This is a genomic window from Streptomyces sp. NPDC043680 (genome assembly GCF_056436685.1).
Window position 1 is genome coordinate 128,997 of sequence record NZ_JBWKCE010000014.1, and the last position, 25,515, is coordinate 154,511.

A 25,515-nucleotide genomic window follows, 5' to 3' on the forward strand; every position below is an offset into this window, starting at 1 on the left:
CTCATCGCAGACTCGTGCTCATCGCAGGCTCGTGCTCATCGCAGGCGCCGTACAGCGCTCTGTGCGTGCCATCGGGCCAGGGACAGGGTCTCGGTGCCGGCGCGCCCCAGCCACGTCCGCACGTACCGGCCGGCCTCCACGAGGCCGGTGCCCGCACCGAGCACCTCCTCGACGGCCTCCTCGCGCAGCATCACCTGCCGGGCGCAGCCGACCCGCACGCCGTCGCCCTCGGGTACGAGGGACCACTCGCCGCTGTGCGCGGCGATCAGGCCCGGCGCCGCGGGCTCCTTGTAGACGATCCGGGTGGCCGAGGGGAAGCACAGCCGCACCGTGCGGGTGGTGAGGGACCGGCCGTCGGGGCCTGCGGTGTCCATGACGGCCAGCTGCACTCCGGGCTCGTCCTCGGTCACCTCGACCGCGTCCACGTGGGGCAGGAGCCCGCTCCAGTCCCCGATCCGGTAGAGGAAGTCGTAGACGAGCTCGGCGGGGCCGTCGACGTGCACGCTGTCCTCGAACGACAGCAGCAGCCCGTCCAGGCGCTCCCAGCGCTCGGCGACCTCCTTGACGGCGGCGACCAGGGCGGCTGCATCCCGCTGCCACTGCTGCCGGCTGTGCGCGGTGCCCGCGGAGGCCGTGCCCTCCATGGCGCGTTCCTGGCGCAGGGTCAGCAGCGACCGCGTCTCGCCGTGCGCCTCGACGGACCAGGTGCCGGTGGTGGGCAGGCCGGGGCGGGCGGCGTCCTCCTGCTCGAACGCGACGGTACGGGCGGGGGGATCCAGCACCCGGCGCAGGTGCAGGGAGCGGACCCGCTCCCCGGCCGGGTCCATCTCCCACAGCCGCAGCCGTTCGCGGACCCCGTCGAAGTCGATGCGCTCGACGTGGACGGGCAGGGGCAGCAGGAGGGGCCAGCGCACGGCGTCGGCCAGCAGCCCGTAGACCACACCGGCCGGGGCGGCCACCCACGCCGTCTGCTCGCTCGCGTGCACGCGTTGCGACGGCATGAGTGCACCTCCCCTGATCGCCCGTGCGGGTGTGCCCAGCCTGCACCTGGCGACTTGAGCCCTCCTCAACCGCCGAGCACGGCGGCTTCCCCGCTCCGGGCCGCCGGGACGGCCGCGGCCGGCTGCCCGGCCTGGGTGAGGGCGTCGGCCAGGACCCGCCAGATCTCGGCGGCCAGGTCGATGTTCGCGTCCTGCTGTGCCTGCTGGGCCAGGGCGCGCAGGCCCTGGATGCCGGCCGGGTCGCCGCCGAGGATCAGCAGCTGGTGGCGCAGGATCTCCAGCCGGACCTGGCCGCGGTAGGTCATCCTCGACGGGTCGGCGGCCAGCGCACCGAGCAGGTCGCGGGCATCGTCGTAACGGCCCGTGGCAAAGGCGAGGTCGGCCTTGAGGGCCGTCAGGTCCTGGCGCAGGGCCGGTGTGCCCGCGAAGGCGAGGGCGGCCTCGGCCTCGGCGGCGCGGCCCTGCGCCTGGGCCGGGTCGGCGGGCAGCTTCTGCAGGTGCAGCCGTGCGGTGGCCAGGCGCAGCCGGATCCACAGGATCAGGTCCTCCTGGCTGGTGAACCGCTCGATGGCCTCATCCAGGCAGGCCTGGGCGCCCGCGTAGTCGCCCTGGCGCATGCGGACGGCGGCGGCGGTCCACATCGACTCGGCCCACAGGGCGTCGGTGCGGCCCTCGACGAGGGCGGTCAGCTCGTCGGCGTGCGTACGGGCGTCGCCCATCCGCCCGGCCTCGGCCTGTACGGAGACCAGCGCGAGCAGGGCGGCGGCCCGGTCCTCCACGCCCAGTTGCTCGCGCAGGGCGATCCCGTGGGCTTCGACGGCCGCGTCGAGGGCCGGGGTGATCTCACCGACGGAACGCAGGCAGCGGGCGAGCCGGGTCAGACCGCGTACCCGCAGCTCGCTGACCCCGACCTCCTCGCCGAGCGCGACGAGTTCGGTGAGCCGGTCGCGTTCCACGGCGAGGTCGCCCTGGATCCGGGCGGCCCGGGCGAGCAGCCACAGCGCCTGCCAGCGCAGGACCGGGCTCTCGTGACCCTCGGCGGCCAGCGCCTGGCGCAGCGACTCGATGGCGTCGGGGGCGCCGGTGGAGGCGGCCAGGGTGAGCGCGTGGGCGAGGGAGCCGGTGGCCGGCTCCTCGAAGTCGGCGGGCTGCAGGCCCAGTCGGTCGGCGAGGTAGGCCACGGCCCGCTCGGTGGGCTGGCGGGCCCCCGACTCCAGCCGGGAGAGGTAGCCGGTGGACATCCCCTCCCCCACCAGCGCCGTCTGGGACAGGCCCTGGGCCATCCGGAGCTTTCTCAGGCGCTGTCCGAACGCGGGCTGTCGCAGCATGAGCATCCCTGAGGTCGGTGGGCGAAACGATGGGCGGGGGAGGAAGCGGGGGCTGGGAGTCGGTGGGCAACGAAGCGGTGGGCAACGAAGCGGTGGGCAACGAAGCGGTGGGCAACGAAGCGGTGGGCAAGGAATCTGTCGGGAACCGGCTTCGAGCGTAGGTGACCGGGAAACAGCCGGGCAAACCTTTGCCACGCGCACGCGCCCGCTCTCGTGCGGATGCCGTGCGTTCCTCAAGCGTTCCTCGACCGCATCCCGGCAGACTCTCCAGAGCCCGGCCGTCGACCGGCCGGTGACCTGCTCTTCTCGTATCGAGCGCCGGGGAGTCGACGATGAGGCCATCGGTGTGCGCACCCCGGGCAACCCAACCGGCGCACGCCCCCGCCGACTCACACCAGTCGGCCGAACCGGTCCAGGACGTGATGAACGAAGACGACATCGGCTGGCCCAAGTAGGCCCTCCCCCGGCCGACCAAGGCGGCCGCTCCCACCGGCGCCGGCTGCCTGTCTGCCTGTCTGCCTGCACTGCCGTCCGGCTGCCGTCTGCACTGCTGCCCGTCTGCACTGCTGCCCGGCTGCCCGGCTGCCCGGCTGCCCGGCTGCACCCCGGCTTCGGGGTGCGGGAGCCCCGCGTCCGGGGTCGGAGGGAGTCCGGGGGCTTCCCGTCAGTCCACTGTCCTTCCGGGGCTGGCCGGGCCGTCAAGGGCGCTCACTGCGTTCGCGTCGCTTCGCGATGGCCTTCGGCCACCCTTGACTGCCCGGCCCGCCCCGGAAAGACAACAGACTGCCGGGAAGCCCCCGAAGGATGGCCGGGGGGTGAGAGTCCAGGAGCGGGCCCGTCGGTGAGGGGCGGGCCGTTTCCCGTTGGCAGTTCCCCATTCGGGGTCGATGGCCCCTTGTTCCGAGCCCCGGCCAGGGGATGGGCATCCCGGGCCGGCAGCCCCCCGGTGGAGCCGAGAGGCCGGTGCTCTAGCCGGCGCGGCGGGTGGTCAGGGGGGCCGGCGGGCGTACCGGCTCGGTGTCCAGCGGGCGGAGTGCCGCGTCGAGCGCTGTTGTGGTCAGCTGCCTGCCGCCGGCGGCCACGTATCCGTCGGGGCGGATCAGCAGCCAGCTGCCGGCCGCGAGGCCGAGCCCCTCGCGCAGCCGGCCCTCCGGGTCGGCCAGCGGGGCGGGGCCGCCGCCGAGGGCGACGGTGCGCACCGAGAGCCAGTCTCGGTGCTGCTCCCGCGCGGCGAGCGCCGTGTCCACGGCCTCACCGGTGCCCTCGGGCACGTACAGCAGCGACCACCGCGGATCCCGCAGCTCCGCCCGCAGGCCGTCCGTTCCCGGGTCGGCGGCGCCCGCCGGGGGGACCGCCGCCCGCGACCCGGCGGCCGGCAGGCCGGCGCCGTCCACCCGGGTGTTCAAGGGGCTGGTCGGATAGCCCGGTTCGGGCCCGGACAGGGTGTCGAGCACGTTGCGCTGGATGGTGCGCCCGATGGCCCGGTGCATCAACCCGGTGCCGCGGACCAGGTCCATCACGGCCGGCAGCACCAGCCCTGCCAGCTGGCCGAGGAGGTGGGTCGTCTGCGAGCCGAGCAGCGCCCGGCACACCGGCAGCCGCTCGGCTTCGTACGTGTCCAGCAAGGCCCGGCCGGCCGGGCCGCGTTCGACCATGGCCAGCTTCCAGGCGAGGTTGTACGCCTCCTGGATCCCGGTGTTCACGCCCTGCCCGGCCGCGGGACTGTGCACGTGGGCGGCGTCTCCGACCAGGAAGCACCGGCCGACCCGCAACCGCGTCGCCATGCGCCGGCGAAAGGCGAGGACGGAGCTCCACTCGGGCTCGCCGACCCGGACTTCGCGGCCCAGCCCGGCCGACAGCTTCTGCGAGAAGCGCTGCGCCGGCGTGCGCAGGTCCGCTGCCGCGTCGGCCGCGGCGGTGTGCAGCAGCCGCCAGTGCCCGTCCCGCGCGTAGGGCAGCATCAGCAGGGCCTGTCCGTCCGTGTGCACCCAGTGGATCGAGCCGGGGTCGAGGCCGGCCCCGGCCACCGGCGCGTCCACGATCTCCAGGGACTGCGCGCTCTGGCCCAGCAGCGGAAGGCCCAGCTGCCGGCGGACGGTGCTGTGCCGGCCGTCACAGCCGACCAGCCAGTCGGCCTCGTACGCCTCCTCGCGCCCGTCGGCGTGCGCCAGCCGCACCCGTACGGGGGTGTCCCCGTCGGCGGACTGGGCGAATCCGAGCAGCCGCACCCCCCACTCCACCCCGACCCCGAACCGCCGGGCGGCCTTGCGCAGCAGGGCTTCGGCGCGGGACTGCCCGATGACGAGGGTGAAGGGGAACCGGGTCGGCATGCCGCCGTGGTCGCCCGCCAGCCGGACGAGCCGCCGGCCGCCGGCGAACAGCGTGAAGGCGTCCACGTGCCGGCCCTGCGCGAGCAGCGGGCCGGCCAGGCCCATCTGGTCGAGGGTCTCCAGCGTGCGCGGGTGCAGGGCGACGGCCCCGCCGGAGTCGCCCGCACGCCGGGGTCGGGCGGCCATGTCGACCACGCGGACGCGCAGTCCGCGCCGGGCCAGCTCGCAGGCGGCGGTGAGCCCGGCCGGCCCGGCGCCGACCACGAGCACCTCGGCGCGATCGGGCCGGACGGTCACCACGATGTCTCCCAGGGCTCGCCGGCAGGGGGACTCCACGGTGCCCGGTCCCGCTCGACGGCCGCCGGAGCTCCGCTCGGGAGCGCCCCCGGTCAGGCGACGTACAGGTCGAAGGTCGACCCCCGCCTCGGCCCCGCCGGCACGTCCAGCGCGGGATCCACGGCGAGCATGGCCTGGTGGAGCCGCTGGAGCTGCGGCGACGGCTCGACTCCCAGGTCCTCGATCAGCCGCGCGCGCAGTCTGCGGTAGACGTCCAGGGCCGCCGCCTGGCGGCCCGAGCGGTACAGCGCCACCATCGCCTGGGAGTGCAGCCCCTCGTGCTCGGGGTGGCGGGCGGTCAGCTCCGCGAGCTCCGCCAGCAGTTCGCCGTGCCGGCCGAGCCGCAGGTCCGCGTCGATCCGCCGCTCGACGGTGACCAGCCGGCTCTCCTCTAGCCTCGTCACCTCGATCTCCAGGACGCGTCCCGCGTGGACGTCGACCAGCGCGGGCCCCTGCCACAGTGCGAGCGCCTCGCGCAGCCGGGCGGCGGCCGCCTCGTCGTCCCCGCGTTCGAAGGCGTCCCGCCCGCGGGCGATAAGGCCCTCGTACAGGTGCACGTCGACCGACTCCGGCGGTATGTGCAGCACGTACCCGCCGTGCCGCGTGGCCAGCACGTCCTTCGCCCCGCCCGCGCCGCCGGAGCCGGCCGGCCCCATGGCGATGCCGAGCTTGCGGCGCAGCTGCAGGATGTACGTCTGCAAGGTCGTGAGCGCGCTCTGGGGCGGTTCGGCGCCCCATATCTCCTCCATGAGCGTGGGCACCGGCATCACCCGCCCCGGGTAGAGCGCGAGGAGCGTCAGGATCTGCCGCGGCTTGCGGGCGGTCGGGAGGATCGAACCGCCGTCGACCTCGGCGCTCAGCGGGCCCAGCACCTGGATCCTCACGGGAACGGGCATGCTCACACCGCCCTTTCCAGGAACGCGCCGGCGTCGGCGGGCGCCGTGTCGGTCCGGTACGCGTCCGCCCCCGCGCCGGCCACGAGGCCCGGCAGCAGCAGGTGCCACAGCGCCGAGACGTTGCGTTGCAACTCCCCGTAGGGCATCCCGGTTCCCGCCATGACCTCGATCCCGCAGGCCGCGGCCGCGACCAGGGCCTGGGCGCTCTCCCAGTCCCGGCCCGCAGCGGGCAGTTCGCCGGTGTCGCGGGCCAGGCGGAGCAGGGCGCGCACCACCGACATCCACGTCGCCTGGAAGTCCACCGGCGCGGGCCTGGTCTCCGCGGCCGGCCGCACGCCGGTCGCGGTGCACTCCTTGGTGATGCGGAAGCTCGCGGCGACCGCCGGGTCCTCGTACAGCGTGCGCGCCAGCCAGTGCGTCATGTCGATCAAGGTCTGCAGGGGCGAGGCGCCGTCCTCGCGCAGCTGCCGTACCGCTCCGTGCAGCAGCGCGCAGCCGCGCTGCTGCACGGCCTGCGCCAGCTCGTCCTTGGAGGCGAAGTGGAAGTACAGCGCCCCCTTCGTCACTCCGGCCGCGCTCGCGATGTCGCCGAGCGTCGCGTTCGCGTATCCGTGGAGCTGGAACATCCCGGCGCCCGCGCAGACCAGCCGCCTGCGGGTCCGCTCCGACCTCTCCTGCACCGAGCCGCCTCCTCTCGACCGCCGCCGCCCCCGGTCCTGGGCCGGCCCGACGCCGCGGCGGCCGCCTCCGGGCCCGGCTCCCCGACCCGACACCCGGGCCTCAGACCCGTACGAGCGGGGCGGGCCGGCCGCCTGCCTCCGCGCCCGCCTCGGCCAGGTTCTCGGGGCCGGCCATCAGGATCGACCGCTGCAACCGTCGCAGCCCGGCGGACGGTTCGAGCCCGAGCTCGCGCACGAGGGTGGTGCGCAGCCGCTGGTACACGTCCAGGGCCTCGCCGCGCCGGCCGGAGCGGTGCAGGGCGAGCATGAACTGCCCGTGCAGGTTCTCGTGGGTGCGGTAGCGGCTCACCAGCACCGTCAGTTCGGCGAGCAGTTCCCGGTGCCGCCCCAGCCTCAGGTCGGCCTCGATCCGCTGGTCGAGGGCGCACAGCCGGGTCTCCTCCAGCCGCCGGGTCTCCATGTCCAGCTGGACCCCGCCCTGTACGTCGGCGAAGGCGGCCCCGGACCACAGGGCGAGCGCCTCGCGCAGCAGTCGCGCCGCCGAGGGGAAGTCCCCCGCGTCCATGGCGCGGTAGCCCATGCCGGCGAGCCGGTCGAACTCCCGGACGTCGAGGGTGCCGCCGCCGCTGTTGAGCAGGTAGCCGCCGGGCAGGGTGACCAGGACGTCCTTGGCGGTCCGCGAGGCGCGCTCCCGGGCCGATTCGGCGTGCTGCGGGCTGTCGGCGCCCGCTCCCGCACCCTTTTCCAGTGCGGTGGCGATGAGTGCGCGCAACTGCAGGACGTAGGTCTGGAGCGTCGTCCGCGCACTGCGCGGCGGTTCTCCGCCCCACAGTTCCTCTATGAGTGCCGCCACGGGCACCACTTGGTCGGCATGGAGGGCCAAGAGGGCCAGGACCTGCCGGGGCTTGGGGGCGGTCGGCGTGATGGAGACTCCGTGCTCCCGCACTGCCAATGCGCCCAGTACATCGATGTCCACGCCGTACTCCCCTGTCCGTGGATGAGCCGTCCGCCGTGAGCTCAGTAAAAAACAGGACCCGCGGTTTGTCAATACAAAACCGACCGCGCTGTTTTTGTTCGCCTGGAGGACGTCATGGGTACCTATCAAGCCTGTGAGCTGCTGTTTTATTGGCCGAATGGGCTCTTTGTGAGCACAGGACCCCTCTCCGTTCGCTCCAGATTCCCTCCAGACGGAGACGATCCCCGGGTCAAAACAGACCGCATGGACGCCTACGGGCCCGCGGTCCCTTCGGCCCGGAGGTCGCCCAGCAGTCCGGGCCGCACGAGCGTCGGCAGCAGCAGCCGCCAGAAGCGGGAGACCGTGGCCGCCGAGAGCCACACCGCGTCCCGCGCCCCGAGCACCTCGAAGCCGACCGTCGCCGCCACCACGGCGGCCACCCCGTCCTGGGCGTCCACCGCGGGGTGCAGTTCGCCCTCCGCGGCGGCCTGGGCCAGCAGGTCCTCGACCCACCGCTGCCAGCAGCGGCTCAGATCGGTCTGTGTCGGCCGCGCCGCCTCGACGCTCAGCTCGAAGCCGGCCCGCAGCACCACGTCTCCGCGCAGGGCGCGGGCCAGCCCGTGCGTGACGTCGACCAGGAGCTGTACGCGGCTCGCCCCGGGCGGGAGGGCGGCGTCGGTGACGACGAACAGCCGGGCCAGGGCGGCCCCTTCGACGGCGTCGGCCAGCGCCGCCTTGCTGGCGAAGTGGAAGTGCAGCGCCCCGTTGCTCACGCCCGCCAGGGTGCTGATCGCGGCGAGTGAGGCCACCGCGAAGCCCTCCCGGTCGATGATCTCGGCGGCGGACCTGATCAGGGTCTCGCGCGTACGCGCAGCGCGTTCCTGCTTGACCATCGACTGCTCCGTCACTGCGGGGAGATGGCCGGGTGACGTCCCGGGTCAGGACATCCTAACAAACCGTCTGTGCGGTTTTTCGAGACGCGATCCGGCCGACTCTCTCCCGCCGGTCCCCGAGGTCTCCGACACCCTCCCCGCGTCCGCTCGACGGCCGATCCAGACGCGCTCGACCCCCGGCCTGGCCGAAAACCGGGGAACGATCCCGCAGATGATCACTAAAGAGGGGTTTCACCAGCGGAAACGTGAGGATCGGAATAAATCCCTCCCCTGCTGCCCGGAGCGGAGGCTCGGATACCCCTAGAAATTAAACCGGTTGGTATGTATCTTCCCCGGCCAGAGGTAATCTGCGCCTCTCTCGCCAGCGCACCCAGGGGGAGCAATGTCTGCGAGCACGTTCCACGTCGAACGCACCACGACCGCACAGGACCCGACCGGGTCGGCCCCGGCCTCGGCCGTCATCCCGAACAGCTTCCGCTACCCGTCGCTGACCGTCACCGTCCCGAAGGAATTGGTGCACCGGGCCGCGGTCTCCGAGGTCATGCTCACCGACTGGCAGCGCCTGGACGAGACCCATTTCGTCATGACCGCCCAGTGGCCCCGCGGACACAGCTTCTTCACCCCGGTGGCCGACGGCTACCACGACCCGCTCATCGCCTGCGAGACACTGCGCCAGATCGGCATCCTCCTGGGCCACGCCGAGTTCGGCGTGCCCCTCGGCCACCAGTTCATCGTCTGGGACATCGACGTCGCCGTCCGGCCCGAGCACCTGCGGGTGGGCTACGCCCCGGCCGCGCTCGACATCGACGTCACCTGCACGGAGATCAAGCGGCGCGGCAGACGCCTGTCCGGGCTGCGCTTCGAGGCGGTGTTCCGCCGCGAGGGCCACGTCGTCGCGACGGGCGGCGGCTCCTTCTCCTGCATGACCCCGGAGGTCTACCGCCGCCTGCGCGGTGACCACGCCCGCGGCGGCGACTGGTACCAGCTCCCGCTCATCAGCCCGGCGGCGCCGCAGAGCGTCGGACGCATGTCCCCCATGGACGTCGTCCTCTCGCCCACCGCCGACCCCGCCCGCTGGCAGCTGCGGGCCGACACCCGCCACCCCGTCCTCTTCGAGCACGCCGTCGACCACGTACCGGGGATGGTCCTGCTCGAAGCGGCCCGGCAGGCCACCGCCGCCGTACTGGGCCGCTCCTCCTACCTTCCGCTCGGCATCACCAGCGCGTTCACCCGGTACGCCGAACTGGACGCGCCCTGCATGATCGAGGCGCGCCGCCTGCCCGGGGCGCTGCCCGGCGGCGAGCAGGCCGTGCGGGTGACCGCCCACCAGGGCGGCCATCCCGTCTTCAGCTCCACCGTGACCGCCGGCTCGCACGGCTGCTGACCGCGCCCGGCACGGCGGCCGCGGCCGTCAGGCCGCCGCGAACGCGCCCAGGTGCGCGCCCGCCCAGGCACGGAAGGAGCCCGCAGGCCTGCCGAGCAGGTCCGCGACCGTACGCTCCACCTTTGCCTTCGCGCCCTCGCGCTGGCGCTCCGCGCTGCTCAGCAGCGCTTCGACCACCGCCTCGGGATGGCGCCCGCGCAGCGCCACCCGCGCCTGCCCGGGGGTCAGTTCCTCCAGCCGCAGCGGACGGCCCAGCAGCTCGGACAGCTGGGCCGTCTGCTGTGCGGCCGTGATCGCCTCCGGCCCGGTCAGCGTGTGCACCCGGCCCGCGTGGCCCTGCTCGGTCAGGGCCCGTACCGCCACCTCCGCGATGTCCCGGGGATCCACACAGGTGTTGGCGGACTGCCCGTACAGCACCCGGACCACCGACTGCGCCCGCACCGAGGCCGCCCAGGACAGCGCATTGGACATGAAGGAGCGCGGGCGCAGCAGCGTCCACTCCAGTCCGGAGGCGAGCAGCAGCTCCTCGTTGTCCCGCTGCCAGCGGGTGATCAGGTCGTCGGCCGCCGGGTCCTCGACGGCCGCGGCGGACAGCTTCACGACATGGCGGACGCCAACCGACCGCGCGGTCTCGATGAGGCGCCGGTCGTCGTCCTGCCCGACGCGGTTTGTCACCAGCAGCACGGAGCGCACACCCCTCATGGCGCACTCCAGTGACCGCGGATCGTCGTAGTCCCCCCGTACGATCTCAGCCGTTCCGGACGCGCCGGTGACGCGTGCCGGGTCCCGGGCCAACAGCCGAACTGCCAGGTCAGCAGGGAGCTTTCGGAGTACTTCGCGCCCGATCGTACCGGTGGATCCGGTCACAAGGATCATGGTCTGGCCTCCGTCACGTGAATATTTCCGCCCCCGGCACTCGGGATGGCGCGCAACTCGCTGTAATATACAAACTGGACGGTTTTTTCTGACCTTTATTTTGTGTTGAGCACCCTGAGGAGGGAGGAGGCAGCGTGGCCGAGCAAGTACGAGCCATCCGCACACGCCGTACGATCCTGTCGGCGGCCGCCAAGGTCTTCGAGGAGAACGGCTACCAGGCGGCCACCATCTCCGAGATCCTCGGCGCGGCGGGGGTGACCAAGGGGGCCCTGTACTTCCACTTCCGCTCGAAGGAGGACCTGGCCCAGGGCGTCCTCGCCGAACAGGACCAGCACATCTACGTTCCGCACCGCGCCTGCAAGGTGCAGGAGGTCGTCGACGTGGTGATGCTGCACGCACACCGCCTCCAGACCGATCCCATGGTGCGCGCCGGCGTACGGCTGACGATGGACCAGCAGGCCGAAGGCCTCGACCGCAGCGGCCCGTTCCTGCGCTGGTCCGAGGTCGGCCTCGAACTCCTCGAAAAGGCGCAGGCCCAGGGCGAGCTGCTGCCTCATGTCGACCCGCGGGAAACGGCCGACGTCATCGTCGGCTCGTTCGCCGGCATCCAGTCCATGTCCCAGGCCGTCTGCGACTACGCCGACCTGGTGGTCAGGGTCTCGGCGCTGATGCGCCACGTGCTGCCCAGCGTCGCGCTGCCCTCCGTCCTGGCCTCGCTGGACCTCTCCGAGGCCAGGGGAGCCACCGTGTACGCCGAGGCCCTGGAGGCGGCTCAGCAGGCCGCGGAAGGCGCGGCGGCCTCCGCCTGAGCCGGTGCCGCGGGGCCCGGCGCCAGCCGTGCCCCGCGGGCGAAGTACACCGAGAGGGCCGCGGCCAGGTCCTCGCCGCCCGGCGTCCAGGCGACGTACCCGTCGGGCCGCACCAGCAGCGCGTCGTACGGCACGCCGGTGGCGGGCCGTGCGCGCTCCACGCGCAGGACTCCCGCCCAGTCCTGCGCCCCGGCCGCGTAGCGGCTGCCCCGCTCCCCGAAGAGCAGCAGCAGCGGCCGGCCGTCCTGCAGCAGCCTGATCACATCGCTCTCGCCGGTGTCCGTCGTCAGCGCCACGTTGTGAAGGAACGTTCCGGCACCGGAGGCGGGCCGCCCTGCTCCCTCCGGCAGCACGGTGTCCTGCGCGCTGATCATGCCGCTGATCCGCCCCTGGGCCCGGTCCCCCGCCAGCAGTCCCGCGAACACCTCGCGCAGGGCGTCGAGTTCGCTGCCGGGCCGCATCAGGGCGAGCTGGGCGCGCGTGGTGTCGATGACCCGCCGGGCCACCGGCCGCCGCTCCGGGTCGTAGGTGGCGAGCAGGTCCGGGCCGGCCGCTCCACACACGGCGAGCGCCAGCTTCCAGCCCAGGTTGAGGGCGTCCAGCACTCCGGTGCTCAGACCCTGGCCGCCGATCGGGAAGTGCACGTGCGCCGCGTCCCCGGCCAGGAAGACCCGTCCCGCGCGGAAGGTGCGCGCCAGCCGGGCGAAGTCGCTGAACCGGCTGAGCCAGCGCGGCCCTTCCATCGCGATGTCGCGTCCGGCGATCCACGCCACCTCCCGGCGCAGTTCGTCCAGCGTGGGCTCCGACCGCCGGTCGGGGTGGACGCGTGCGCAGTTGAGCGTCCGCAGGTGCGTCAGGCCCTCCGCGTCCCGCTTGACCGCGATCCAGCCGCGCGGGGTGCGGTGCCAGCCGTCGGCCAGCGCGTCCGGGTCGGGCAGGGTGACGGCGCCCATCAGCGCGGAGACCGTGGCGGGGTGGGTGTCGGAGGCGATGCCGGCCTCCTCGCGGACGGTGCTGCGCGCGCCGTCCGCCCCGACCAGGTACCGCGCGGTGCAGGCGGTGCGCCCTCCCGGCCCCTCGGCGGTGATCCGTACGCCGCCCGGCTCCTGGACCACCGCGGTCACCCGCTGCCCGCGCAGGATCCGCGCCCCCGCCGCCCGTGCCCGCGCCTCGAAGAGCCGCTCCAGCTCCGCCTGGGGGCATTTGAGGATCGGCTCCGGTTCGCTCTCGGGAGCCGTGATCACCAGCCCGGGCAGGCCCGCGAAGTGGAAGGGACTGCCGGGCCCGGCCGAGGCGGAAGGGGCGTACGAGCCAGGAGCAGCGGACACCCCGGCCACGGGCGGCAGATGACCGCGGCGGGCCAGGGACTGCACCGCCCGGGCGTGCAGGGTGGTCGCCTTGGGCCGCTCGGACACCCGGGTCCGCGATTCGAGGACCACCGTGTCGACACCGTAGGCGGCGAGCTCCGCCGCGACGAGCATGCCGACCGGCCCTCCGCCGGCCACCACCACCTGTGCCTGCAACCGACGTGCCTGCAACCGACGTACCCCGTGCACAGCGGTACCTCCCCCTTGGCCCGTGTAACTCCGGCCCAGAAATATACCGGCTGGACTGTTTCTTTTCCATGACCGCGAACGAGGAAAGCCGGGCCCTTGCTCAGGGCCCGGCCGGTTCCCGGGGGTTCAGGGCAGCAGGCCCCGCATGGCCGAGGACATGGGGCCGCCCTCGGACCGCTCGGTCTTGTGTCCCTTGCTGCGGGGGGCCAGCGTCCGCGCGTCCACGGCCTCCGCGGGCGCTCCCGTCGCGTAGAGCCCGTCCGGGTCGCTGTCGCGGTCGTGCGGTAGGAGCCAGAACACCCGGCGCCGGAAAGTGCCCGAGGAGCGGGACGGCCTGGCCTTCGGCCCCAGCAGCGCGTACCCGACCATCCGGCCGTCGCGGTGGTAGGCGGGCCGCCCGCGCCTGGTCGGCAGCCGGTCCAGGCTCTGGCGGACGTAGTCCAGGCGGCTGATGTCCTCTAGCCAGACAAGGTCCACTTCGTGGACGATCTCGTCCTCTGCGATGAGGGCGCTCATGCTGTCTCCTCGTCCGCGAGCAGGCCGATGCCCGGGTAGTACTTGCGCTGGTTGGACAGGATCATGTCCTTCGGCGACGCCAGTCCGACCACCTCGCGGACGCGTGCCGCGAAGGCCCGGGACGACAGCGCCGGGGCCCCCTCATTCTGGCACCAGCTCCTGTAGGCCGCGTAGAGCTGGGCTTGTTCGGCCCGCAGATCGGTTTCGAGCCGGCAGGTCTCGCCGATGAAGCGCCCGGTGTGGTCCTCGGTCTCGGCGTAGGCCGTCGTGGCGATGCGGACCCGCTCGGGGCCCGTGAGGTCCTTGTCGCCGCCGAGGTAGCGGCGGGCCCCCTCGATGAGCCAGTTGAGGATGCCCGGCCCTTCCTGCGTGACGAGGATGTCCGCCAGGTTGTCGATCTTGCGGTCGTCGGACACGACCCGCTCGAACGGGATCAGCCGCATGCGCCGCCAGAACGCGAAGCCGCCGGTCCCCACCTCCGGCCGGTGGTTGCCCAGCAGCCACAGCTTGTGCGTCGGCTCGAAACTGAAGAAGTCCTGCCGCATCCGGCGGGCCTTGATGCGGTCGCCTCCGGTGAGGAGCTTGACGCGGGCCTCGTCGAAGCGGTCGCCCGGCTTGACCTCGCTGCACACGATCACGCGCCGGCCGTGCAGTTCGGCGAGGTCGGTGGGGTGCCCCTCGTACGGCCGTGACATCAGGAAGCCGGGGGGCGCCGCGTCCGCGTAATCCCCGAGCAGCTTCATCAGCACGTCCAGCAGCACGGACTTGCCGTTCTTTCCGGAGCCAAACAGGAACGGCATGACCTGGGCGCCGACGTCGCCGGTGACGGAGTAGCCGAGGAGCAGCTGCAGGAAGTCGATCATCTGCGAGCCCTCCGCTCCCTCACCGAAGGTGTCGGTCAGGAAGCGGTTCCAGCGCGGGGTGGGCATCGGCAGGGGTGCGGCCGAGGTCGAGCGGGAGTGGAAGTCCTTCGTGGGCTCGGCGGCGCGGATACGGCCCGTGCGCAGGTCGACGACGCCCGCGGGCGTGCACAGCGCGTACGGGTCGGCGTCCAGCAGCGCCGCGTTGAGCACCATCCCCGGGGCGGACCTGGCCTGCGTGAGCATCGCGTTCATCCCGCTGGTGCTGAGGGTGCGGCGGCGGTGCTGCTGGAGCGCCGCCGCGGGGTGGACCCCGCGGGGGTCGGTGGTGGCGATGGACTCCGCGAGGTCGCCCGCGGACCACAGCACGGTGTCGTCCTCGTCGATCTGCCAGCGGGTCCCGTCCCACCGGAACCAGCCGATCCCCGGAACGTGCCGGTAGTCCTGGCGGTAGAGCTTGACGAACAGTTTGGCGTTGCCGCGGTCGGTGAGGGTGTCGGGCAGCAGTCCCTGCGCCGTCGCCTCGCCGTGCCCGCCCGTCACTGCTGAGGCGGCGGCGGCAGCGGCGGTGTCGACGGCGGGAGGACCCGCCTGCACGGCAGGGCTCCCGACGGCCGCGCCGGAGCCGGGGCCCGCCCGGGGCGCCGGGACGGGCTGCGCGAGGATCTGCGCGGCAACGGCCTGGACGTCGAAGGCGGACAGCGCACTCTCGTTGTCCACGCTCACGCGCGGCCCCCGAGCGACAGCGGACGCGCCCGGCCGGCGCCCAGCCCGCCCCGGATGATGGCCCGGCAGCGGCGCTCCTGCCCCGGGCGTGCCTGCGCGGCGGCCTCCTGCAGGGCCCGCGCGGCCTCCTCCTCGGTGAGGTGTCCCGCGGCGACCAGTCCGCCGAGGGTGTACGCGGCACGGTTCAACTTCTCCGAGAAGGCGGCCCCTTCGGGTACGGAGGCACAGGCGGTGACCTCCGCGAGGGCACCCGCCAGAATCCGGCCCGGGGCGCCCCCTCCCCCGCCCGCGGCGATGACGGCCTGCCGGGCGCGCGGCGGTACGGGCCGGGGCCCGCCCGCGGGCTCACAGGCCAGGTGCCCGGTGCGTTCCAGTTCCCGGGCGAGCCAGCCCGGCAGCGGGGCGGGCATCCGCGCCTCCCCCACGGGCCGGTAGACGCCCGCGGGGGTCGCCGTGCCGGGCGCCACGATGTACCCCCCGTGGGCCCGTACGTCGACCTGCCAGGCGAGGGCGCGACCCGCGCCCGATCCGGCGGAGCACTGCCACCGGTGGGCCCCGTCGCCCCGGTACCAGACGTGCAGGCCCCCCGAGGGCGTGCGCACGCGCAGGGTGGAGTCGTCGTCGGCGGGGCTCTGAGCGCCGCGCAGGGCGGCCAGGACGCCCAGGGTGTGGAAGCCGTTCGCCAGCCCCGTCAGATCGACTGCGGCGGAGATCCCCACCCCGGGCAGTAACCGGTCCCGGCCGGGCAACTCCTGCGCGTGCGCGTCGATGTCGATGACGACCAGGCCCGCGGGCCCGGTGGCCACGCCGACTCCGAGGTCGGGGTGCTGCCCCCACCACCGGTCGATCCGCGGGAGGTCCAGCGTGGCGGCGTGGAAGCCGTGGCACCAGCGGCCCGCCCGGAGGCAGTCGCAGGCTCCCCGGTCGTGTCCGGGGGCCCGGCAGGCGGCGCAGTTGCCCACGGGCGTCTTGCGGCCCGGGGCCAGGGGGTGAACCGGCCATCCCTGGCGCGCACACCACCGGGCCGTCGTCAGGGAGGGCGGGGCGACCGGCGCGGCTCTTCCGAGGCGCCCTGGGTCGCTGCGCGAAACCCGCAGCTCAGCTGCCATTCACTTCCCCCATCAGCGACTGAAGCGACTCAACGCCCGACAACAGATTAGCGAAACCGCTGGGAGACGAGAGGCATTTGAGCCAGAACACATGTACGGCCCCCCGGCCGTCCGGAGCGACCCAGCGACTGAAGGGGCAGCGACTCAAGCTCCTTCAGTCGCTGCCCGAGCCGCTCACAGAACACCAGGTCACAGCCCTGCACAAGAGGAAACAGCGACTGAAGCGACTCAAGGTCCCTATATATGACGTACACGCGCACACGCGCACGCGCACGTGCGAATGTCTCCATATACCCGGACCTTGAGTCGCTTCAGTCGCTGTTCGGTCCAACCATGGCCTCTGACCTGCGCATTCGGTTCCACCCTCGCAGCGACTGAAAGAGCCTTCAGTCGCTTTTCTTCAGTCGCTGCGCCCCGAAACCCCGCTCTGCGGGCCCTCCACCCCGCCTGGACCGCGCCTTGAGACGGAAGCGAGCAGCTACTGAACCCGTCCGTCTGCGGGCTCCTCCCGCCGCCCCCGCGGCGGGACACGGCGACCCCGGCCAGCTGGTGCAGGAGCTGCCCCGCGAACGGCAGGGTGACCGCCGTGCCGACGAAGCAGCCGTACGTGGTCACCTGGAGCGGGTACGTGTAGGCCAGCGCCGGCTTCTGCGCGACCACCCCCGCCCCGTAGGCGAGCGCGGCGGCCAGGCAGAGCAGGACCCCCGCCGAGCGGGGCGGAGCCGCCCGTGGAGGTGGACAGGCCGACCACCACGGCGCCCGCGAAGGAGACGGCCATGCCCGCCAGCAGCCTCGGCGGGAACCCTCCTTCAGCAGCAGGCCCCCGAGCAGGGCGATGACGATCGGGCCGATGTTCACCACCATGGCCGCCGTCCCCGCGTCCACCGGCTGTTCGCCCCGGTTCAGCACCACCATGTACAGCCCGAACCAGAGCACTCCCGAGCCCAGGATCCCCGGCCAGGCCGCCCGGGGCGGCGGCGGGACCCGCCGGACCAGGAGCACCGGGCCGAGGGCGAGCGAGGCCGTCAGCAGCCGGCCCAGGACCTGTGCCCCCGGGGAGAGTGGCCGCCGGGACCCGGATGGAAACGAATGCCGAGGCCCACAGCACGACGGTCGGGGAAGCGGCTGCGAGGGCGCGGTAGTCGGTGCTGGGATCGCCGGCCGAGTCGTCCATCCGGGCAACCTACCCACGCCGCCCCGACGCCCGAACACTTTGTCGACCCCTCGGACGGACGTCCGATCCCTCAGGCCCGCCCCTTAAGACGGCCCCCTCAGGCGCGCCCCTCAGGCGTGCTCCTCCCGCCCGGCCGGCCGTTCGGGCTCCCCCGCCAACAGCAGCTTCTTCTGCGGCTTGCCCATGGCGTTGCGCGGCACCGCCGCCACGAACCGCACCTCGCGCGGCCGTTTGTGCACGGACAGGTGCGCGGCCACGAACTCGGTGAGCTCGGCGCCCGTGACGCCTTCCGCGACGACGAAGGCGACGATCCGCTGCCCGAGGTCCGCGTCCGGGACCCCGACCACGGCCGCCTCGCTCACCTTGGGGTGGTCCAGCAGCGCGTTCTCGATCTCGCCCGCGCCGATCCGGTAGCCGCCCGACTTGATCATGTCGATGGAGGCCCGGCCCACGATCCGGTGGACCCCGTCCGCCTCGTCCACGGCCGCGATGTCGCCCGTACGGAACCACCCGTCCTCGGTGTACGCCGCCGCCGTGGCCTCCGGGCGGCCCAGGTACCCGGCGAACAGGGTCGGCCCGGTCAGCTGGAGTTCCCCGATCTCGGCGCCCGGCTCGGCGGCGATCCGCGTCCGGATGCCCGGCAGCGGGGTGCCGACCGTACCGGGGCGGACCTCGCCCCCGGCGCGCCCGCTGACGGTGATCAGCGTCTCCGTCATCCCGTAGCGCTCCACGGGCCGCAGCCCGGTCAGCCGCTCCAGCTCCCGGAAGACGGGTGCGGGCAGCGCGGCGCTGCCGGAGACCAGCAGGCGGGCCCCGGACAGCGCGGCGGCCTCCTGCGGCGCGCCGGCGATCCGGGACCACACGGTCGGCACCCCGAAGTACAGGCTGCCGCCCGCCCCGGCGTAGGCCTGCGGCGTCGGCCGGCCGGTGTGCACGAGCCGGCTGCCGGTCCGCAGCGCCCCGAGCACGCCGAGCACCAGCCCGTGCACGTGGAACAGCGGCAGCCCGTGCACGAGGGTGTCCTCGGCGCTCCACTGCCAGGCCCCGGCGAGGGCGTCCAGGTCGGCGGCGATCGCCGCGGCCGTCAGCACCACGCCCTTGGGGGCGCCCGTCGTCCCGGAGGTGTACAGCACCAGCGCCGGATCCCCGGGCGCGGCGGCGGGCCCCTTCCAGTCGGAGCGCCGGGCGAAGTCCACGTCGACGGGCACGGCCCCGGAGTCCCGCAGGATGTGCTCGCGTTCGGCGGGCCCCGCGTCCGGCGGCAGCGGCACGAAGGGCACCCCGGCCAGCAGCCCGCCGACCACGGCGGCGACGGTCTCCAGCGAAGCCGTCGCCGTCACCGCGAAGGCCGGCGCCCCGGCCACGTCCGCGGCCACAGCCCGGGCAGCCCCGAGCAGTTCCTCGTACGAGGCGGTGCGCCCCGCCACGGCGACCGCGTCCCGCCGGTCCCCGTACACCCCGTCCAGCGCGGTCAGCACGCGAAGCCTCCTGTGTCATGTCCCCGGCGCCGCCACCGGCGGCACGGAAGCCCAGGCTACGGCTCCCCCGGATCCGGCGGCGCCCCGGGCCCGCGGCCCGATCAGGTCGCACACGGCACCTGATCAGGCCGGATGCCGCTCGGATCAGATGACGCCCTGCGCCAGCATCGCGTCGGCGACCCGCTCGAAGCCGGCGATGTTCGCCCCGGTGACGTAGTCGCCCGGGGCCCCGTACCGCTCGGCCGTCTCGTGGGCGACGGCGTGGATCGACTGCATGATGCCGGCCAGTTCGGCCTCGACCCGCTCCGCGCTCCACGCCACCCGGCCGGCGTTCTGGCTCATCTCCAGGGCGCTGACCGCGACACCGCCCGCATTGGCGGCCTTGCCGGGTCCGAACGCCACCCCGTCTTCCTGCAGGATCCGTACCGCCTCGGGGGTGGTGGGCATGTTGGCGCCTTCGGAGACCGCCTTGACGCCGTTCCCGACGAGCGTACGGGCGTCCTGCGCGTCCAGCTCGTTCTGCGTGGCGGAGGGGAAGGCGACGTCGGCGGGGACCTCCCAGACCCGCCCGCCGGGCACGTAGCGCGCCGACGACCCGCGCCGCTCCGCGTACTCGCTGACCCGGCCCCGCTCGACCTCCTTGATCCGCCGCAGCAGCGCCAGGTCGATCCCCTTGTCGTCGACGACGTAGCCCTGCGAGTCGGAACACGTCAGCGGGTTCGCGCCGAGCTGCTGGAGCTTCTCGATGGTGTACAGCGCCACGTTGCCCGAACCGGAGACCACCGCGCTCAGGCCGTCCAGGGAGGCGCCCTTGACCTTCAGCATCTCGGCGGCGAACAGCACGCTGCCGTAGCCGGTGGCCTGCGGGCGGATCGCGGAGCCGCCCCAGCCCTGGCCCTTGCCGGTGAGCACGCCCGCCTCCCAGCGGTTGGTGATGCGCCGGTACTGGCCGAAGAGGTAGCCGATCTCGCGGCCGCCTACGCCGATGTCGCCGGCCGGGACGTCGGTGTGCTCGCCGATGTGGCGGTGCAGTTCCGTCATGAAGGACTGGCAGAAGCGCATGACCTCGGCGTCGGACCTGCCGTGCGGGTCGAAGTCGCTGCCGCCCTTGCCGCCGCCGATACCGAGACCGGTGAGGGCGTTCTTGAAGATCTGCTCGAACCCGAGGAATTTCACCACGCCGATGTCCACCGACGGGTGGAAGCGCAGACCGCCCTTGTACGGGCCGAGCGCGCTGTTGAACTCGACGCGGTAGCCGCGGTTGACGTGCACCCGGCCGCGGTCGTCCTGCCAGGGGACGCGGAAGATGATCTGCCGCTCGGGCTCGGTCAGCCGCTCCACGAGGGCCACGGCCGGATCGGCGTACTCGGGCCGGGCGGCGAAGACGGGGGCCAGGGTTTCGAGCACCTCCCGGACCGCCTGGTGGAACTCGGGCTGCGCGGGATTGCGGCGCTCGATGTCCGCCCGCAGTGCTTCCAGCGTGTCCTTCGGGTCCTTCACGTGTGTTCCTCCAGGGGAGTGCGGTGCACAAACGACGGCAGGTGCATGCTTACCGCGGGTCAGCGAGTTCCGGTCGCTTCCGGACGGAGTACGTCAGGACGAACGGCTTCGAAAAGGTTTTCCCGGATGGCGAGTCCGTGCGGGAGGCTATCGTGCGCGATGCCCCGCGGGCAGGATCCGGAGGGCAACTCGGCGCAGACGGGAGACGGATGTGGACATCGCTGTGCTCGGGTCACTCATCGCCGCGACGCTCGCAACAGGGCTGATGGCGGGCCTGTTCTTCGCCTTCGACGTCGCGGTGATGCCGGCGCTGAAGCGCTCACCGGACCCGACGTTCATCGCGGTCATGCAGCGCATCAACGTGGTCATCGTGAACGGCTGGTTCCTGCTGGGCTTCCTCGGCGCGCCGGTGTGCACGGGCCTCGCACTGGCCCTCCCCCTCGCCTCCGGCGGGGGCGCCGCGACGGCTCCCCTGACCGGCGCGCTCGCCGCCCACCTCCTCGCCCTCGGCGTCACCGGCGGGGTCAACATCCCCCTGAACAACGCCCTGGACCGGGCCGGACCGGTCGAGCAGATCGCCGATCCGACCGCCGTCCGTCGCGGCTTCGAGCACCGGTGGGTGCCTGCGAACCGCCTCCGGATCCTGCTGTGCACGCTCGCCCTCGGCTGCCTGGCCTGGGCCCTCGTCCAGCACTAGGACCGCTCGTCCGGACCGCGCCGGGGGGCGGGGCCGGGCGGGCCGGGGGCGGGCGGGGCCGGGCGGGGCCGCTCGGTAGGGTGCGGCCATGAGCACCTCCGACCTTCGCCTGGAACCGGTAACCAAGGCCAACGTGGACGCCGTGTGCGCCGTACGAGTCCGCCCGGACCAGGAGCACCTCGTCTCGCCCGTCGTCAAGTCCCTCGCCGAGGCCTACGTCCACGGCGCCACCGCCTGGCCGCGCGCCATCGTCGACGGCGACGAGGTCGTCGGCTTCGTCATGGCCTTCCTCGACATCGCCTGGGCACCGGAGCAGGACCCGACCGACATCCGCTCCGGCATCTGGCGCCTGAACATCTCCGCTGCCCACCAGGCCAAGGGCTACGGCCGTTTCGCGGTCCAGGCCGTCACCGCCGAACTGCGCCGCCGCGGCGCGGACCGCGCGTACGTCACCTGGGAGCCCGGCCCCGGCACCCCCGAGCCGTTCTACCTGGGCCTGGGCTTCCGCCTCACCGGCGAGTTCAGCGGCGGCCAGCGGGTCGGCGTACGGGACCTGCTGCCCGCCGGGTGACCGCCGGCCACTCCCGGGCAGGAGGCGCGGGGCGGGACGGTGTCCGGGGCTCGGGGGCTCGGGGGCCCGGGGGCATTAACGGCGTTAACGCCCCGGCCGTTGGCGCCCTGACCGTTGACGGTGCGGGCGTCAACGCCGTCACCGCTCCGGGCGGTGGTGGACGCGGCGACCCTTGACGCCGTTAACGCCGTTAACGCCCTGCGGCACCCCGCCCACGAGCCGCGCCCCCGGCGGGCTGTTCCCCTGGGCGTGTTCCTCAAGGCGGCCACACCTCCGCGCCGGCCCGAACGGTTCTTACTCGCCCCGCCGCACCTCGGTGTTCTGGCAGGCCGTCAACAGCCACCGGCCCCCGGGACCGCCGTCTCCGTCACCGTCCCGCGTCATCACGTACAGCGGAGCCCCCTCCCCCTCGACCGTTCCGGCCGCGCCCCGGTACACCTGCCGGACCTTCACCGCGGCCACGTCCGGGCGCAGGAACTGCGTGTGCACCACCTCGTACGTCACCTCGCCGTCCCAGTTCGCCGCGGGCAGCACCGCCCGCGTGAACTCGGCGATCGCGTCGAAGCCGATGAGCACCTTCCCGTGCCCCGTCGTCCACAGCGCGTCCGGGTGGAACAGCGAGAGGAACCCCTCCGCGTCCTTGGCCCGCTGCGTGCGCTCCACCTCGGCGACGACCTGCTCGATGGCCTTCACGGCCTGCTCTCGTGCGTCCATGGATCACAGCCTGCTGCCTCAAGTGGGGTTGAGGTCAATCGATGTGATCACATGTCGGTATGACCACCAGGAAGACCTTGTACCTGCTCTGCTCCGCCGCCCCGCCCGTCTTCGACGTGGCCCACGTCATCGAGGACGCCCAGTCCCGTGGTTGGGACGTCTGCCTCGGCCTCACCCCCACCGCCGCGCACTGGGTCGCCGGCAGCCTCGACGGCCTGGCCGCCCTGACCGGCCACCCGGTGCGCTGGCAGTACAAGCTCCCGGGCGAGCCCGACGTCTGGCCGGCCGCCGACGCCCTGCTTTTCGCCCCGGCCACCTTCAACTCCCTCAACGCCTGGGCCCTCGGCCTGACCGACCGCTTCGCCATCGGCGTCGCCGCCGAGGCCCTCGGCAAGGGCACCCCCGCCGTGACGATGCCCTGCCTGAACGCCGCCCTCGCCGCCCACCCGCAGTTCGACCAGTCCCTGGCCGCCCTGCGCGGCGCCGGCGTCACCGTGCTCTACGGCGAGCACGGTTTCACCCCCGGCCCGGCCGGCCCCGACGCCCCCGCCCACTACCCGTGGCCGGCCGCCCTGGACGCCCTGGACGCCGCCGCGGCCGCCGCAGCGGCACCCGCCGACCTCCGCTGACGCGAGGCCGCGACGGGGTGCCGGGTTCAGGTGACGGGGCTACTCCCCCGTCACCCCGTCGATCGCCTCCCGCATCAGATCCGCATGCCCGTTGTGCCGGGCGTACTCCTCGATCATGTGGGCCAGCACGTAGCGCAGGGAGTACGTCTCGTCGCCGTAGTGCCCCGTCACATCCAGGGACGGGGCGGCCTCCACGATCGCCCGCGACCGCGCGCACGTCTCCTCCCAGAGCCCGAACGCCTGCGCCGGGTCGGCGTCCTCGACGTGGAACTCGGTCCACTCCCCGGCCTCGTTCTTCGGGTAGTAGCCCCGTACGTCCTCGCCGTTCAGGACATTGCGGAACCAGCCCCGCTCCACCTCCGCCAGGTGCCGCACCAGCCCCAACGCTCAGCCCCGACAGCGAGACCGCCCTGAGCCGCAGTTGCTCGTCCGTCAGCCCAGCGCACTTCATCCTCAGGGTGTCGCGCTGCGGCACCCGCATCCCCCGGCCCACCTGGCGCTCACCGTTGTCCGCCGGCGGACAACGCAGCTCCTGGAAACGTCGCACGGCGCCCGCGGAAGAACTCCCGAACATCACCGACCAGCAGCTCCGGCACCTCCATGGCGGGGAAGTGCCCGCCCTGGTCGTACGAGGTCCAGCGCACGATGGTGTCGGTGCGCGCGGCGATGTGCCGCAGCGGAACGAAGTTGTCGCGGGGGAAGTCGGCGAGGGCGGTCGGAGTCCGCGACACCTCGGGCGGCTGCCCGTGGTAGTCGGCGTGCGCGCGCTCGTAGTAGATCCGGGCCGCCGACCCGGCGGTCCCGGTCAGCCAGTACAGCATCACGTTGGTCAGCAGCTGGTCCCTGTCGACGGGGCAGCGCGGATCGCTCCACTCGCCGAACTTCTCCCCGATCCACGCGAGCAGCCCGACGGGCGAGTCGTTCAGCCCGTAGGCCAGCGTCTGCGGCCGGGTCGACTGGATGTCGGCGTAGCCCTGCCGCTCCCGCACCCACACCCGGTACCGCTCCCAGGAGGCCAGCGTCCGCTCCCGCTCGGCGGGGCTCAGCGCGGCCAACTCCTCGGGCCGCGGCTCCTCGGTGGCCCCGGCCCCCGGCAGCAGGTTCAGGTGCACCCCGACCACCCGGTCGGGCCGGATCCGCCCGAGCTCCCGGGACACGGCGGCCCCCCAGTCCCCGCCCTGGACCCCGTACGCGTCGTACCCGAGCCGCTCCATCAGCACACCGAACGCCCGCGCCACCCGCTTGAACTCCCAGCCGGTCTCCCGGGTGGGGCCGGACAGGGCGAAGCCGGGGATGTGGGGCAGCACCAGATGGAACGCGTCGGCGGGATCACCGCCGTGGGCCCGCGGATCGGTCAGCGGGCCGGCGACCTTCTGGAACTCCACGAAGGAGCCGGGCCAGCCATGCGTCATGAGCAGCGGCCTCGCATCCGGCTCCGGCGAGCGCAGGTGCGCGAAGTGCACCCGCGCCCCGTCGATGACGGTGGTGAACTGCGGCCACTCGTTCAGCCGCGCTTCGGCTGCCCGCCAGTCGTACCCGTCCCGCCAGTACCGCACGAGCTCTTGGACCTCCCCGAGCGGCATCCCGTAGCTGCGCCCCACCCCCGGCAACTCATCGGGCCACCGCACCCGCTCAAGCCTCCAGCGAAGCTCGTCGAGCTCCCCCTCTTCCACGTCAACCCGAAACGGCTCTGCCCACTGCCCAAGATCACCCATGGGTGGTCATGCTAGGCGGCGGCGTTAACGGCGTTAACGCCGTTAAGGGGTACAGCGGGCAGCGCTCCCGGGGATGGCGGACGTTAACGGCGTTAGCGCCGTGAGGGGGACCCCCGGCTGCTGGTGACCGTTAACGCCGTTAACGGCGTTAACGCCCGGACGGCTGGCCGCGGGAGACCGGCATACCGCCCGCCGGATGCTGCTGCCCGCGGAGCTCCTCGTAGGGCCGAGGCCGGAGAGGCTTCGGCACCACCGCTTCAACGTCCAGTCCACACGGCATCCCCATGGTGACCGCCGCTTCGGGGGTCCAGCAGGTTCGACCGGATGAAGGCATGGCCTCGGTCCAGTTCAGCCACGGGGTCGGCGTTAACGGCGTTAACGCCGTTAACGCCGCTACGCGAAAGCTCTCCCGCAACCTGTCCCACCCGCGCCCGCGCGAACCCAGCCTTCATCGTCTCCGGCGGGAAGGACGGCTTGACGGCCGTAGGCACATCCGTGGTCGCCAGGCGCGGCTGCGCGCTCCGCGCTCGCACTCGCACTCGCCGAGGCGGTCACCGACGCGGCGGACCCCACGACCGCAGGCCGCCCCCCTGGCCCTAAACGATCATTAGCGCCGTTAACGCCAAGGCGGCTGACCGAATCCCCGCCCCCGGCATCAGAGAAAGTCCGGGGGCGTCCCGGCAGTCCACTGTCCTTCCGGGGCTGGCCGGGCCGTCAAGGGCGCTCACTGCGTTCGCGTCGCTTCGCGATGGCCTTCGGCCACCCTTGACTGCCCGGCCCGC

The 25,515-nt window shown here is 73.3% G+C and carries 22 protein-coding genes and 1 pseudogene; 5 read left to right on the forward strand and 18 right to left on the reverse strand.

Annotation, left to right across the window (positions count from 1 at the left end):
• Positions 1-35: 35 nt before the first annotated feature.
• From AC0666_RS25140 to AC0666_RS25170, 7 genes are all read right to left on the reverse strand, one after another.
• Entirely contained in the window at positions 36-1,001 is a 966-nt protein-coding gene (locus AC0666_RS25140) for an SRPBCC family protein (RefSeq protein WP_478708334.1), read from the reverse strand.
• A 65-nt stretch (positions 1,002-1,066) separates the two neighbouring features.
• Positions 1,067-2,329 (reverse strand): helix-turn-helix domain-containing protein, encoded by a 1,263-nt coding sequence (locus AC0666_RS25145; RefSeq protein WP_478708335.1) that lies wholly within the window; start codon positions 2,327-2,329, stop codon positions 1,067-1,069.
• Positions 2,330-3,297: 968 nt separating this feature from the next.
• Positions 3,298-4,956 carry an FAD-dependent oxidoreductase gene (locus AC0666_RS25150; RefSeq protein ID WP_478708336.1) on the reverse strand — a complete coding sequence of 553 codons (1,659 nt, stop codon included), beginning with the start codon at positions 4,954-4,956 and terminating at the stop codon, positions 3,298-3,300.
• A 92-nt stretch (positions 4,957-5,048) separates the two neighbouring features.
• Positions 5,049-5,879: an AfsR/SARP family transcriptional regulator gene (locus tag AC0666_RS25155; protein WP_468971909.1), complete on the reverse strand. Its 831-nt coding sequence runs from the start codon at positions 5,877-5,879 to the stop codon at positions 5,049-5,051.
• Between the two features lie 14 nt (positions 5,880-5,893).
• A complete protein-coding gene (locus tag AC0666_RS25160; protein ID WP_468971872.1) occupies positions 5,894-6,571 on the reverse strand; it encodes a ScbR family autoregulator-binding transcription factor in 678 nt (225 codons plus the stop codon).
• A gap of 100 nt (positions 6,572-6,671) precedes the next feature.
• Positions 6,672-7,547 (reverse strand): AfsR/SARP family transcriptional regulator, encoded by an 876-nt coding sequence (locus AC0666_RS25165; RefSeq protein ID WP_478708337.1) that lies wholly within the window; start codon positions 7,545-7,547, stop codon positions 6,672-6,674.
• Positions 7,548-7,798: 251 nt separating this feature from the next.
• Positions 7,799-8,419 (reverse strand): ScbR family autoregulator-binding transcription factor, encoded by a 621-nt coding sequence (locus AC0666_RS25170; RefSeq protein ID WP_468971876.1) that lies wholly within the window; start codon positions 8,417-8,419, stop codon positions 7,799-7,801.
• 382 nt (positions 8,420-8,801) lie between these two features.
• Here AC0666_RS25170 and AC0666_RS25175 point away from each other — a divergent pair, with 382 nt between their 5' ends.
• On the forward strand, positions 8,802-9,803 hold the full coding sequence (locus AC0666_RS25175) for a ScbA/BarX family gamma-butyrolactone biosynthesis protein (protein ID WP_478708338.1): 1,002 nt from the start codon (positions 8,802-8,804) through the stop codon (positions 9,801-9,803).
• Positions 9,804-9,830: 27 nt separating this feature from the next.
• Here the strand turns inward: AC0666_RS25175 and AC0666_RS25180 are convergent, their stop codons facing one another.
• The gene (locus AC0666_RS25180; protein ID WP_468971880.1) at positions 9,831-10,679 is read right to left on the reverse strand and encodes an NAD(P)H-binding protein; all 849 of its coding nucleotides are present in this window, start codon (positions 10,677-10,679) and stop codon (positions 9,831-9,833) included.
• A gap of 134 nt (positions 10,680-10,813) precedes the next feature.
• On the opposite strand from AC0666_RS25180, the gene AC0666_RS25185 reads away from it, so the two are divergent.
• Complete coding sequence (locus tag AC0666_RS25185) at positions 10,814-11,488, forward strand: ScbR family autoregulator-binding transcription factor (protein WP_468585598.1); 675 nt, start codon at positions 10,814-10,816, stop codon at positions 11,486-11,488.
• Here the strand turns inward: AC0666_RS25185 and AC0666_RS25190 are convergent.
• The 7 genes and pseudogenes from AC0666_RS25190 to gdhA all read right to left on the reverse strand — a co-directional run bounded on the left by AC0666_RS25190 (position 11,452) and on the right by gdhA (position 20,407).
• Entirely contained in the window at positions 11,452-13,011 is a 1,560-nt protein-coding gene (locus AC0666_RS25190) for an FAD-dependent monooxygenase (protein WP_478708339.1), read from the reverse strand. The two genes, AC0666_RS25185 and AC0666_RS25190, sit on opposite strands and share 37 nt — an antisense overlap.
• 159 nt (positions 13,012-13,170) lie before the next feature.
• The gene (locus AC0666_RS25195) at positions 13,171-13,560 is read right to left on the reverse strand and encodes a DUF6009 family protein (RefSeq protein WP_478708340.1); all 390 of its coding nucleotides are present in this window, start codon (positions 13,558-13,560) and stop codon (positions 13,171-13,173) included.
• Entirely contained in the window at positions 13,557-15,140 is a 1,584-nt protein-coding gene (locus AC0666_RS25200) for a DNA primase family protein (RefSeq protein ID WP_468971911.1), read from the reverse strand. Before AC0666_RS25200 ends, AC0666_RS25195 begins: the two co-directional genes overlap by 4 nt.
• A 2-nt stretch (positions 15,141-15,142) precedes the next feature.
• Positions 15,143-16,255 carry a bifunctional DNA primase/polymerase gene (locus tag AC0666_RS25205; protein WP_478708341.1) on the reverse strand — a complete coding sequence of 371 codons (1,113 nt, stop codon included), beginning with the start codon at positions 16,253-16,255 and terminating at the stop codon, positions 15,143-15,145.
• Positions 16,256-16,780: 525 nt separating this feature from the next.
• Positions 16,781-17,429 (reverse strand): annotated as a pseudogene (locus AC0666_RS25210) (DMT family transporter); the annotation flags it as partial.
• A gap of 110 nt (positions 17,430-17,539) precedes the next feature.
• Positions 17,540-18,907: an AMP-binding protein gene (locus tag AC0666_RS25215; RefSeq protein ID WP_478708342.1), complete on the reverse strand. Its 1,368-nt coding sequence runs from the start codon at positions 18,905-18,907 to the stop codon at positions 17,540-17,542.
• A 144-nt stretch (positions 18,908-19,051) separates the two neighbouring features.
• Complete coding sequence (gdhA, locus tag AC0666_RS25220) at positions 19,052-20,407, reverse strand: NADP-specific glutamate dehydrogenase (RefSeq protein ID WP_478708343.1); 1,356 nt, start codon at positions 20,405-20,407, stop codon at positions 19,052-19,054.
• A gap of 211 nt (positions 20,408-20,618) precedes the next feature.
• On the opposite strand from gdhA, the gene AC0666_RS25225 reads away from it, so the two are divergent.
• Together AC0666_RS25225 and AC0666_RS25230 are read left to right on the forward strand one after the other, a co-directional pair.
• On the forward strand, positions 20,619-21,104 hold the full coding sequence (locus AC0666_RS25225) for an anthrone oxygenase family protein (protein WP_478708344.1): 486 nt from the start codon (positions 20,619-20,621) through the stop codon (positions 21,102-21,104).
• Positions 21,105-21,192: 88 nt separating this feature from the next.
• Positions 21,193-21,675, forward strand: a complete 483-nt coding sequence (locus AC0666_RS25230; RefSeq protein ID WP_468971890.1) for a GNAT family N-acetyltransferase — start codon at positions 21,193-21,195, stop codon at positions 21,673-21,675.
• Between the two features lie 294 nt (positions 21,676-21,969).
• On the opposite strand, the gene AC0666_RS25235 is transcribed toward AC0666_RS25230, so the two are convergent.
• Positions 21,970-22,389 carry an SgcJ/EcaC family oxidoreductase gene (locus AC0666_RS25235; RefSeq protein WP_468971892.1) on the reverse strand — a complete coding sequence of 140 codons (420 nt, stop codon included), beginning with the start codon at positions 22,387-22,389 and terminating at the stop codon, positions 21,970-21,972.
• A gap of 59 nt (positions 22,390-22,448) precedes the next feature.
• On the opposite strand from AC0666_RS25235, the gene AC0666_RS25240 reads away from it, so the two are divergent.
• Positions 22,449-23,018, forward strand: coding sequence for a flavoprotein (locus tag AC0666_RS25240; protein ID WP_468585590.1), 570 nt, complete (start codon positions 22,449-22,451; stop codon positions 23,016-23,018).
• A 39-nt stretch (positions 23,019-23,057) separates the two neighbouring features.
• On the opposite strand, the gene AC0666_RS25245 is transcribed toward AC0666_RS25240, so the two are convergent.
• Positions 23,058-23,393, reverse strand: coding sequence for a mycothiol transferase (locus AC0666_RS25245; RefSeq protein ID WP_478708345.1), 336 nt, complete (start codon positions 23,391-23,393; stop codon positions 23,058-23,060).
• 125 nt (positions 23,394-23,518) lie between these two features.
• Entirely contained in the window at positions 23,519-24,733 is a 1,215-nt protein-coding gene (locus AC0666_RS25250) for an epoxide hydrolase family protein (protein WP_478708346.1), read from the reverse strand.
• Between the last annotated feature and the right edge of the window lie 782 nt (positions 24,734-25,515).

Bases quoted from the DNA above. Each gene is read 5' to 3' on its own strand.
- AC0666_RS25230 (WP_468971890.1), top strand. From the start codon at position 21,193: ATGAGCACCTCCGACCTTCGCCTGGAACCGGTAACCAAGGCCAACGTG.
- AC0666_RS25175 (WP_478708338.1), top strand. From the start codon at position 8,802: ATGTCTGCGAGCACGTTCCACGTCGAACGCACCACGACCGCACAGGAC.
- AC0666_RS25140 (WP_478708334.1), bottom strand. From the start codon at position 1,001: ATGCCGTCGCAACGCGTGCACGCGAGCGAGCAGACGGCGTGGGTGGCC.
- AC0666_RS25240 (WP_468585590.1), top strand. From the start codon at position 22,449: ATGACCACCAGGAAGACCTTGTACCTGCTCTGCTCCGCCGCCCCGCCC.
- AC0666_RS25170 (WP_468971876.1), bottom strand. From the start codon at position 8,419: ATGGTCAAGCAGGAACGCGCTGCGCGTACGCGCGAGACCCTGATCAGG.
- AC0666_RS25145 (WP_478708335.1), bottom strand. From the start codon at position 2,329: ATGCTGCGACAGCCCGCGTTCGGACAGCGCCTGAGAAAGCTCCGGATG.
- AC0666_RS25235 (WP_468971892.1), bottom strand. From the start codon at position 22,389: ATGGACGCACGAGAGCAGGCCGTGAAGGCCATCGAGCAGGTCGTCGCC.
- AC0666_RS25195 (WP_478708340.1), bottom strand. From the start codon at position 13,560: ATGAGCGCCCTCATCGCAGAGGACGAGATCGTCCACGAAGTGGACCTT.
- AC0666_RS25250 (WP_478708346.1), bottom strand. From the start codon at position 24,733: ATGGGTGATCTTGGGCAGTGGGCAGAGCCGTTTCGGGTTGACGTGGAA.
- AC0666_RS25205 (WP_478708341.1), bottom strand. From the start codon at position 16,255: ATGGCAGCTGAGCTGCGGGTTTCGCGCAGCGACCCAGGGCGCCTCGGA.
- AC0666_RS25180 (WP_468971880.1), bottom strand. From the start codon at position 10,679: ATGATCCTTGTGACCGGATCCACCGGTACGATCGGGCGCGAAGTACTC.